This is a genomic window from Stenotrophomonas terrae (assembly GCF_039674165.1).
GTDB classification, from domain to species: Bacteria; Pseudomonadota; Gammaproteobacteria; order Xanthomonadales; family Xanthomonadaceae; genus Stenotrophomonas; species Stenotrophomonas terrae_A.
This window is the reverse complement of record NZ_JBDJMY010000053.1, coordinates 19,903-29,482: the sequence shown is the minus strand read 5'-3', so window position 1 is coordinate 29,482 and position 9,580 is coordinate 19,903. Positions and strand designations below refer to the sequence as shown.

The following is a 9,580-nucleotide window of genomic DNA, read 5'->3' as shown; positions in this document are numbered from 1 at the left end:
GCCGAGCATGGCTCGGCATTACGCTCCCTCCCTTTCGCGTAGCGAAGGGGGGGGTTGGGGAGGGGTAGGTTTTATGCCGGATTGACGGTCTATCGGTAATACCTCTGCCGAGCATGGCTCGGCACTACGCTCCCTCCCTTTCGCGTAGCGAAGGGAAGGGTTGGGGAGGGGTAGGTTTTATGCCGGATTGACGGTCTATCGGTAAGGCCCCTGCCGAGCATGGCTCGGCACTACGCTCCCTCCCTTTCGCGTAGCGAAGGGGAGGGTTGGGGAGGGGTAGGTTTTATGCCGGATTGACGATCTATCGGTAAGGCCTCTGCCGAGCATGGCTCGGCACTACATTTTGTTTTTGGATATGACTGACAAGATCGCTTTGCACTACCTCGACGAAACGCTGCTGGTGGCGGAGAAGCCGGCCGGGCTGTTGTCCGTGCCCGGGCGTTCGCTGGAAAACCAGGACTGCGTTGTGTCGCGTTTGCAGCTGGAGTATGCGGATGCGTTGACCGTGCACCGGCTGGATCAGGTGACCTCGGGCTTGATGCTCTACGCGCGCGGCAAGGCGATGCAGGTTGCGTTGTCCAAGCAGTTTGAACAGCGCCAGGTGAGCAAGCACTACGAGGCGGTGGTGCAGGGTCTGGTCGAGGGCGAGGCCGGCGAAATCGATCTGCCGCTGATCTGTGATTGGCCGAACCGGCCGAAGCAGATGGTGAGCGTTGAACTGGGCAAGCCATCGTTGACGCGTTGGCGGGTGCTGGCGCGCGATGCGGTTGCACATACCACGCGGCTTGAGCTGGAACCGGTGACCGGGCGCAGCCATCAACTGCGGCTGCACCTGGCCAGCATCGGGCACCCGATCATCGGTGATGTGATGTACGAGGCACGTCCTGCGTTGCGGGTTTGCCTGCATGCGCGACGCCTGGAGTTTGCGCATCCGCTGAGTGGGGAGGCGTTGGCCTTTGTTTCTGAGTGTCCTTTCTAAAGTCAAAAGCTTGCCCTCACCCCAACCCCTCTCCCGCGTGCGGGAGAGGGGCTAGTGCACTGGCAGCCGACGCATTGCCAGCCCCTCTCCCGTTTACGGGAGAGGGGCTGGGGTGAGGGCAAGCTCCTGGCTTGTAGTCCGAGGCCCGTAGTCCCGAAATTCCTGGCCTCCGAGCCTTTGGTCTTAAGACCATCGTCGCAGGGAGTCCAGCCCACTGTCCGGACTATGCTCGGCACACAACAGGCAGGTGTCGGAGGGTGTCGTGCAGTACGATCAGATCTACCGCCGTTCCATTGATGAGCCCGAGGCGTTCTGGGCAGAGGAAGCCAAGGCCATCCATTGGCACCGCCCGCCGCAGCAGATCCTGGATTACAGCAATCCGCCATTCCGCCGTTGGTTCGTTGGTGGCGAAACCAACCTCTGCTACAACGCGGTGGACCGGCACCTTGCCGAGCGCGCCGACCAGCTCGCGCTGGTGGTCATCTCCACCGAAACCAATGTCACCCGCGAACTGACCTATCGCGATCTGTATCGCGAAGTGAATGCCTTCGCTGCCGTGCTGCTCAAGCTCGACGTCGGTCGCGGTGATCGCGTTGTCATCTACATGCCGAACATGGCTCAAGCCGTGTTCGCGATGCTGGCCTGTGCACGTATCGGTGCGGTGCATTCGGTGGTATTCGGCGGCTTTGCTGCGCACAACCTGGCGCTGCGTATCGACGATGCAGCGCCGAAGCTGCTGATTGCTGCCGATGCCGGCATGCGTGGCGGCAAGGTCATCCCGTACAAGCCGATGGTAGATGCGGCCTGTGCAGAAGCGCGCACACCGCCAGCGCAGGTGCTGATCGTTTCGCGCGGGCTGGATGCGGCCGAACCGCGCATCGCCGGCCGCGACCAGGACTATGCCGCGTTGCGTGCACAGGTGGGTGACGTCGAGGTGCCGGTGCAATGGCTGGAGTCCAACGAGCCAAGCTATCTGCTGTATACCTCCGGCACCACCGGCAAGCCCAAGGGCGTGCAGCGTGACGTTGGCGGCTACGCGGTGGCGATGGCGCAGTCGATGCGTACGGTGTTTGATTGCGGGCCGGGCCAGGTGATGTTTTCCACTTCCGACGTCGGCTGGGCGGTGGGGCATTCCTACAACGTGTATGGTCCGTTGATCGGCGGCTGCACCTCCTTGTTGTACGAAGGCCTGCCGATCAATCCCGATGCAGGCATCTGGTGGGCGCTGTGCGAGCAATACGGCGTGCGCACGATGTTCTCCTCGCCTACCGCGATTCGCGTGCTGAAAAAGCACGACATCGACTTCATCAACCGGCATGACCTGTCGGAGTTGAAGTACCTGTTCCTGGCCGGCGAGCCCTTGGACGAGCCGACCGCGCAGTGGATCAGCAGCGCCTTGCGCAAGCCGGTGATCGACAACTACTGGCAGACCGAGACCGGCTGGCCGGCGTTGACCTTGTTGCCGGGGCTGGAGATGAAACCGGTGAAGTTCGGCTCGCCGGGTTTCCCGAATCTTGGTTACAAGATGAAGGTGATCGACGAACAGAGCGGTGCCGAAGTCGCGCCCGGGCAGAAGGGCGTGCTGGTGATCCAGCCGCCGTTGCCGCCGGGCTGCATGAGCACGGTGTGGAACGACGATGAGCGCTTCCTGAAAAGCTACTTCAGCCATTTCAAGGAGCTGCTGTACAGCTCGCTGGACTGGGCCATCCGCGATGAGGAAGGCTATACCTTCATCCTTGGCCGCACCGATGACGTGATCAACGTGGCCGGTCACCGCTTGGGCACGCGCGAGATCGAAGAAGCCATCTCCGCCCATCCGCGCGTGGCCGAAGCAGCGGTGATCGGCGTGCACGACGAGTTGAAAGGGCAGGTGCCGCTGGTCTTCGTGACCTTGAGGCAGACCCGGGCAGACGACAATGCAGAGCAGCTGGCAGCGGAAATGGTGCAGCAGGTCACTCAATCCCTGGGGGCGGTGGCGCGCCCGGCCCATGTCCATATCGTCAATGCACTTCCCAAGACCCGTTCGGGTAAGCTGCTGAGGCGTTCACTGCAGGCATTGGCCGAACAGCGTGACCCCGGTGATCTGTCGACACTCGACGACCCGGGCGCACTGGAAGAAATCCGCCGCGTGCTGGGGAAATAGCACGCAGTTTGGCCGTAAGGCCACGGTGCGGCGGTGATCGCAAGGGGGCGGTACGTGGGCAGCTGCTTTGCAGATTCCGGGGCGGGGGCTCCGGGAGCATGCGCACGTGCCGTATTGCGATGCACAAAAGAGGGAAGGGGAATGGCATTCATTTATGCCAAGACGGCCGCTGGCCGTCTGGAGATCGAGAACCGTGGCTTGAAGTTGGCACCGGCGTTGCGCTCGGTGCTGTTGCTGGTGGACGGGCAGCGCGATGAGCGCGAACTGCAACAGATGGCGCAGGGCCTGCGTGCGCCGGAGGATGTATTGCAGCAACTGGCTGCCCTGCAGCTGATCGACGCGGTTGCCGGGAGTGCCGAGAAAGCGCCGGTATTGCCGGTGACCACGCAGTTGGGCGACGACCCGCTGCGCTACCAGCAGCTACGTGACTGGATGGCCGAATCGGTGCGCAAGCATCTGGGCCTGAAGGGCTATCTGATCCAGTTGAAAATCGACCGCAGCAAGACCGCCGTCAGCCTGGAACAGCTGTGGCCGGAGTTGTCCACCGCGCTGGGCAAGGCCAAGAGCCCGGCATTTGCCAGCCGCTGGCTGGAAGAGACACGCGCCCTGGTCGTGGGCTGATGCGGATGTGACCACCGCCCGCAAGGGCGGTGGCCGACGGTGTTCGCAAGCTGCCGCGCTGCACGGGCACTATGATGTGGGCTTGTCCTTCATTGGAGTGCCCTGCATGGCGCAGGAAGACAGCGGTCAGATCAGCACCGCGGGTTGGGATGCAATCAACGCGGCCATGGCAGCGCTGTATCCGGGTCAGGAGCCGCGGCATTTCGGCACGTTGCTGTCGCATACCCTGGGCGGCAACGATCCCCTGGATGGCATCAGCGTGTACTGGAGCGATACGCCCCGTCCGCATTGGCATTACGTCAGCTACGGCTTTTCCGAGCTGTACGACAAGCAGAGCGACGACCCGCAGGAGAGCGGCTTCGGTTTCGAATTGACGTTCCGCCTGGCCGCAGCGCCTGGCGAAAACAAGCACGAACCGCCGGCCTGGCCGATGAACCTGATGCAGAATCTTGCGCGCTATGTGTTCAGCAGTGGCAACGTGTTCGAAGCCGGGCATCACCTCGATGCCAATGGCCCGATCGCGCTGGATACCGACACACAGCTGCGGCATCTGGCATTCGTCGCCGATCCGCAGTTGCCGGCAATCGATACCGGCAACGGGCGATTGAACTTCCTGCAGCTGGTCGGCCTGACCGATGACGAGATGGCGGCGGTAAAACGCTGGTCCACGCTCGGTGTGTTGACGGTGATGGAACCGGCAATGCCGTTGTGGATCACCGAGCTGGGCCGCGATTCACTACTGCGCGACCCGGCGCTGGCTGCGCAGTTGGAGGCGGGCAGTCAGCGTGAGGGCTCCAGCACCGGCATGTTGTTCGTGGAGACCCTGGATTGGCGCGTTGAGGGTGCGACCACCACGCTGGTGCTGGGCGCCGGCCAGGTGCCCAGCGTGCTGGAGCTGTTGCCACTGCGCCTGCATCACGACAAGCCCTTGGTGGCGCTTGGCAAGGAGAGGCAGTGGCGGTTTGAACCCGGTCGCATGGATGACCTGCAAACCGATGCCGACAGCGCACGCTGCGTGCTTTCCGATGCCACATTGACCGCGTTGTTGGCTAGCGTGCGTGCCGAGCGCGGTGTGTATCCCTTGCCCGGTGGCAAGCTGCAGGTTGAAGTGCGGCCGACGCTGCTGCGCGATGGGCAGGGCGGCGTGATCCGCGAGATAGGCTGAGTTCGCGCAGGGGCGGACTTCAGCTCGCACTGGCCGCTGGTCGGCGCACAGCCAGTGGCAGTGAGAACTCGAACACCGCGCCTTCGTTGCTGTCCAGCAGACGGATCTGGCAATGGTGCAACTGCAGGATGCGGTGCACGATCAACAACCCAAGGCCGCCGCTGTCGGGGCGTTGGCTACCCAGTGCAGCTGGCGTATTGAACAATCCGTCCCGTCGTTCCAATGGAATGCCGGGCCCGGTGTCGGCAATGCGGACCATCACCGCATCATCCAACGCCCGCAGCGATACGCTGATGCGGCCGCTTGCCGGCGTGTGGCGGATCGCGTTGTCCAACAGGTTGGTCAGTACCCGTTCGATCAGCCCAAGGTCGGCTTCCACTGGCGGCAACCCTGCGGGAATCTCCGCGTCCAGGCGCTGCTGACGCGACTGCGCGGCCAGTTCGAATTTCTGCAACACGTCCTGCACCAGGTCCGGCAGCGAGAAGGTCTGCAGCTCCAGCACCACGCCGCCATGTTCAAGCCGCGCAAGCTCGAACAAGGCCTGCGCAAGCCTGCCCACCTTGTGGCTCTGCGACAGCGCGATGGACAGGTAGCGCTGGCGCTCGTCGGTGCTGAGGCTGGCATCCTTCAGTGCCAGCGTTTCCAGATAGCCGTGCAGCGATGACAGCGGTGTGCGCAGGTCATGCGACAGGTTGGCGACCAGCTCGCGCCGTTGCAGATCCTGCTGGCGCAGCTGCTGCCATTGCTCACCGATGCGTTGGCCCAGGTGGGCGAAGCTGTGCTGCAGGATGCTCAGTTCATCGCGCTCACCGGCACGTAGTGGCGCGGGCGGCAAGGGCAGCTGCGGGTCGCCACTGTCCACATCGAATGACTGGATGCGGCGGGTCAGCTGGCGCAGCGGGCGTGTCACCCAGCGGAAGGCGATCAAGCCAGCGAGCAGGCCGAAGATGGCCACGATGGCCAGTGACCACAACGTGTTGCGCAGTGTGGTGTTGGCGGCGATATCGGCGGCCAGTGCTTCGCGTTGCTCGCCTGCCAGCACCACATAGATGTAACCAACCTGCCGGCCCTGCACCCACAGCGGCGCGGCGTTGAACACCTTGCGGCCGCTGCTGCTGCGGGGGTCATCGCCGAAGATGGGCAAGGTGTCACCGGCCAGCAGCGCATGCACAGGTGCCAGATCAACGCCATCACGCTTCAGGTGCCCCTCCGGTGCATCGTGGCCGAGGATGCGGCCTGTATCGTCGAGCAGATAGACCTCGACGCTGGGATTGACCGACATCAGTTTGCCGAACAGCGCGCGTACTTCGCCATCGCGGATGCCACGTGCATCCATCAGCTCGCCGCTGCGTGCGATGTGCTCGGCCAGTCCGCGCGACAGACGCTGCACGGTTTCCTGCTCATGCATGCGGTTGCTGCGCATCTGCAGCCAGGCCAGCGCGCCACAGCAGATCAGCAGCAACGCGCAGAACACCAGTGACAGACGTTGCGAGAGAGTGAGCCGGATCATGCCGGGCTCCCGCCGGCAGTGGCCAGTTTGTAACCGCGTCCCCACACGGTAAGGATGCGCGTCGGCAATGCCGGGTCCTGTTCGATCTTGTTGCGCAGGCGGTTGATGTGGGTGTTCACGGTGTGCTCGTAGCCATCGTGTTGATGGCCCCAGACCTGGTTGAGCAGTTCCATCCGCGAGTAGACCTGGTCGGGATGGCGGGCGAAGAAGTACAGCAGGTCGAATTCGCGCGGGGTGAGTTCCAGCGGGCGCGCATCCACCTGCGCGGTGCGCGCGACCGGATCAATGCGCAGGCCGGCCACGTCGATCGCGCCGGCATCGATGCGCGCGTTCTGCGCCATCGCCTCCACGCGTCGCAGTAAAGCCTTCACCCGCGCCACCAGTTCCAGCATCGAGAACGGCTTGGCCAGGTAGTCGTCTGCACCCAGTTCCAGGCCGAGGATGCGGTGCAGCTCGCTGGCGCGTGCGCTGGTGATGATGATCGGTGTGTAGCGGGTCATCGCGCGTGCGCGCCGGCAGATTTCCAGGCCATCCACGCCGGGCAGCATCAGGTCCAGCACCAATGCATCCCAGTGTTCGCTTTCGAGCAGCCGCACACCCTCATCGCCGCTGGCGGCATGGCTGACCTCGTAGCCCTCGTCACGCAGGTGCATGCGCAGCAGGTTGGCGATATGCACATCGTCTTCGACGATCAGGATGCGTTTTGTGCTGCTCATCGATGCCTGTGGCCGGCGCGGGTGGATGGTTGGCATTGTCCTTGGATAGGGGCGCCGATGTGTCACGAAGAATTTAACTCTGCGTGAGGATTCGTTGACCGGGGCAGGCGCAGCATGGCCGCATCGTCCTTGGCTGGAGACCGCTCATGTCCTTGACCCGTCGCAGGTTGCTTGGCATCGGTGGCATGGCCGCCGCAGCCGGGGTGTTGGGGCTGACCGCCTGCAATGGCCCCGCCCCGGCCGCACCGGTGCGCTCGCCCGTGTTTGAAGTGATGCGCAGCGACGCCCAGTGGCGCCAGCAGCTCAGCCCGGCGCAGTACGCGGTGCTGCGCCAGCAGGGCACCGAGCGGGCCTTCAGCAGCCCGCTCAATGCTGAACACCGGCGTGGCACCTTCCGCTGTGCTGGCTGCGCGTTACCGCTGTTTTCCTCGGCGACCAAGTTCGACAGCGGCACCGGCTGGCCCAGCTTCTGGGCGCCGCTGCACGAGGCGGTAGGTGAGGACCGCGACAGCAGCTTCGGCATGGTGCGGGTGGGCGTGCACTGCCGGCGCTGTGGCGGCCATCTGGGCCATGTATTCGAGGACGGCCCGCGCCCGACCGGCCTGCGCTACTGCATGAACGGCGTCGCCCTGCAGTTCGTCGCGGCCTGATCCGCGTTTCATTCTTTCAAGAAGGATTCTTCCATGTTCCTGTTGGTACTGGCTTACCTCGGCGGCGTACTTACCCTGCTCAGCCCCTGCATCCTGCCGGTGCTGCCGTTCGTGTTCGCACGTGCCGACCGGCCGTTCCTGCGTAGCGGCTTGCCCTTGCTGGTGGGCATGGCCTTGATGTTCGCGGTGGTTGCCAGCCTGGCGGCGGTGGGCAGCCAGTGGGTGGCGCAGGCCAACCAGATCGGGCGCTGGATCGCGCTGGTGGTGATGGCCGTGTTCGCGCTGGCGCTGCTGTGGCCGGCGCTGGCCGACCGCCTGCTGGCGCCGCTGCAGCGCGCGGGTGCGCGGCTGGGTGCCGCTGCTGATGCGGGGCAGGGCGGCGTGCTGAGCTCGCTGCTGATCGGCGTGGCCACCGGCCTGTTGTGGGCGCCGTGCGCGGGCCCGATCCTGGGCCTGATCCTGACCGGCGCGGCGTTGCAGGGCGCAAACGTGGGTACCACCGGTTTGCTGTTGGCCTATGCGTTGGGTGCGGCAACTTCGCTGGCGCTGGCGGTGTGGATAGGCGGGCGCGTGTTCACCGCCTTGAAGCAACGCCTGGGCGTGGGCGAGTGGATCCGGCGCGGCTTGGGTATCGCGGCCTTGCTGGCGGTGGTGGCCATTGCGATGGGCTGGGATACCGGCCTGCTGACGCGGCTGTCGACGGTCAGCACGGCGAGGCTTGAGCAGCGGCTGCTGGACGTGCTGCCCACGCAGCAGCCGGCGGCAGGGGCGGCGATGATGATGTCCGCGGGCGATGCCGCCAACGGAGCCTTGCCGGTGGAAGGGCAGATGCCCTCGCTGGCCGGCGCCACCGCCTGGCTCAACAGCCCACCACTGGATGCACAGCAACTGCGCGGCAAGGTGGTACTGGTCGATTTCTGGACCTACTCCTGCATCAACTGCCTGCGCGCCATGCCCTATGTGCGCGATTGGGCCGAGCGCTACAAGGATCATGGGCTGGTGGTGATAGGCGTGCATGCACCGGAGTTCGCCTTCGAACGCAAGCTGGACAATGTGCAGCGCGCGGTGGCCGAGCTGAAGGTCAATTACCCGGTGGCCATCGACAACGATTTCGCGATCTGGCGCGGTTTCAACAACCAGTACTGGCCGGCGCATTATTTCATCGACGCGCAGGGGCGCATCCGCGCTCATCACTTCGGCGAAGGCAACTACGCGCAGTCCGAGCAGGTCATCCGTCAGCTGCTGCGCGAGGCCGGCAACAGCTTGCCGGGTGATATGGCACCGGCAATGCGCATGGCAGGCAATGGCGTCGAGCGCCAAGCCGACATGAGTAGTTTGAAGTCGCCTGAAACCTATATCGGCCATGGCCGCGCCGAGCACTTTGCCTCGCCGGGTGGCATGCAGGCTGGGCAGGTCAGCGACTACATCGTGCCGGCGCAACTGCAGCTCAACCAGTGGGCGCTGGGCGGGCATTGGATCGTCGGCGAGGAAGATGCGCAGTTGCAGCAGGCGGGCGGGCGCATCGCTTTCCGCTTCCATGCCCGCGATCTGCATCTGGTACTTGCGCCGCAGGATCCGGCGCGGCCGGTGCGTTTCCGTGTGCGCATCGATGGCCAGGCTCCGCAGGCCGCTGCCGGCAGCGATGTGTCGGCGCAGGGCGAGGGCGTGGTGGATCAGAACCGCTTGTACCAGTTGATCCGTCAGGACGGCGAGGTGCGCGAACGTACGTTCGAGATCGAGTTCCTCGATCCGGGTGTGCGCGCCTATGCCTTCACGTTTGGTTGAACACAGGAGAG

At 64.4% G+C, this 9,580-nt stretch carries 8 protein-coding genes; 6 read left to right on the top strand and 2 right to left on the bottom strand.

The window, feature by feature from the left end:
- Positions 1 to 355 precede the first annotated feature (355 nt).
- The 4 genes from ABE493_RS17190 to ABE493_RS17175 all read left to right on the top strand — a co-directional run bounded on the left by ABE493_RS17190 (position 356) and on the right by ABE493_RS17175 (position 4,908).
- Positions 356 to 979 (top strand): RluA family pseudouridine synthase, encoded by a 624-nt coding sequence (locus ABE493_RS17190; protein WP_346500202.1) that lies wholly within the window; start codon positions 356 to 358, stop codon positions 977 to 979.
- 247 nt (positions 980 to 1,226) lie between these two features.
- Complete coding sequence (gene prpE / locus ABE493_RS17185) at positions 1,227 to 3,122, top strand: propionate--CoA ligase (RefSeq protein WP_346500200.1); 1,896 nt, start codon at positions 1,227 to 1,229, stop codon at positions 3,120 to 3,122.
- A gap of 141 nt (positions 3,123 to 3,263) precedes the next feature.
- Positions 3,264 to 3,743, top strand: coding sequence for a hypothetical protein (locus ABE493_RS17180; protein ID WP_057629619.1), 480 nt, complete (start codon positions 3,264 to 3,266; stop codon positions 3,741 to 3,743).
- Positions 3,744 to 3,849: 106 nt separating this feature from the next.
- Positions 3,850 to 4,908: a suppressor of fused domain protein gene (locus tag ABE493_RS17175; RefSeq protein WP_346500197.1), complete on the top strand. Its 1,059-nt coding sequence runs from the start codon at positions 3,850 to 3,852 to the stop codon at positions 4,906 to 4,908.
- Positions 4,909 to 4,927: 19 nt separating this feature from the next.
- On the opposite strand, the gene ABE493_RS17170 is transcribed toward ABE493_RS17175, so the two are convergent.
- The gene (locus tag ABE493_RS17170) at positions 4,928 to 6,418 is read right to left on the bottom strand and encodes a sensor histidine kinase (protein WP_346500195.1); all 1,491 of its coding nucleotides are present in this window, start codon (positions 6,416 to 6,418) and stop codon (positions 4,928 to 4,930) included.
- Positions 6,415 to 7,134: a response regulator transcription factor gene (locus ABE493_RS17165; RefSeq protein ID WP_346500193.1), complete on the bottom strand. Its 720-nt coding sequence runs from the start codon at positions 7,132 to 7,134 to the stop codon at positions 6,415 to 6,417. The genes ABE493_RS17170 and ABE493_RS17165 overlap by 4 nt, the downstream gene beginning before the upstream one ends.
- Before the next feature lie 146 nt (positions 7,135 to 7,280).
- Here ABE493_RS17165 and msrB point away from each other — a divergent pair, with 146 nt between their 5' ends.
- Both msrB and ABE493_RS17155 read left to right on the top strand, forming a co-directional pair.
- Positions 7,281 to 7,784: a peptide-methionine (R)-S-oxide reductase MsrB gene (gene msrB, locus ABE493_RS17160; RefSeq protein WP_346500191.1), complete on the top strand. Its 504-nt coding sequence runs from the start codon at positions 7,281 to 7,283 to the stop codon at positions 7,782 to 7,784.
- Positions 7,785 to 7,817: 33 nt separating this feature from the next.
- Positions 7,818 to 9,569 (top strand): cytochrome c biogenesis protein DipZ, encoded by a 1,752-nt coding sequence (locus ABE493_RS17155; protein WP_346500189.1) that lies wholly within the window; start codon positions 7,818 to 7,820, stop codon positions 9,567 to 9,569.
- The last annotated feature ends 11 nt before the right edge of the window (positions 9,570 to 9,580 follow it).

What these genes read in the sequence shown, in the direction of transcription:
- ABE493_RS17190 (WP_346500202.1), top strand. Translation starts at nt 356, where the DNA reads ATGACTGACAAGATCGCTTTGCACTACCTCGACGAAACGCTGCTGGTG.
- ABE493_RS17180 (WP_057629619.1), top strand. Translation starts at nt 3,264, where the DNA reads ATGGCATTCATTTATGCCAAGACGGCCGCTGGCCGTCTGGAGATCGAG.
- ABE493_RS17175 (WP_346500197.1), top strand. Translation starts at nt 3,850, where the DNA reads ATGGCGCAGGAAGACAGCGGTCAGATCAGCACCGCGGGTTGGGATGCA.
- ABE493_RS17170 (WP_346500195.1), bottom strand. Translation starts at nt 6,418, where the DNA reads ATGATCCGGCTCACTCTCTCGCAACGTCTGTCACTGGTGTTCTGCGCG.
- ABE493_RS17165 (WP_346500193.1), bottom strand. Translation starts at nt 7,134, where the DNA reads ATGAGCAGCACAAAACGCATCCTGATCGTCGAAGACGATGTGCATATC.
- msrB (WP_346500191.1), top strand. Translation starts at nt 7,281, where the DNA reads ATGTCCTTGACCCGTCGCAGGTTGCTTGGCATCGGTGGCATGGCCGCC.
- ABE493_RS17155 (WP_346500189.1), top strand. Translation starts at nt 7,818, where the DNA reads ATGTTCCTGTTGGTACTGGCTTACCTCGGCGGCGTACTTACCCTGCTC.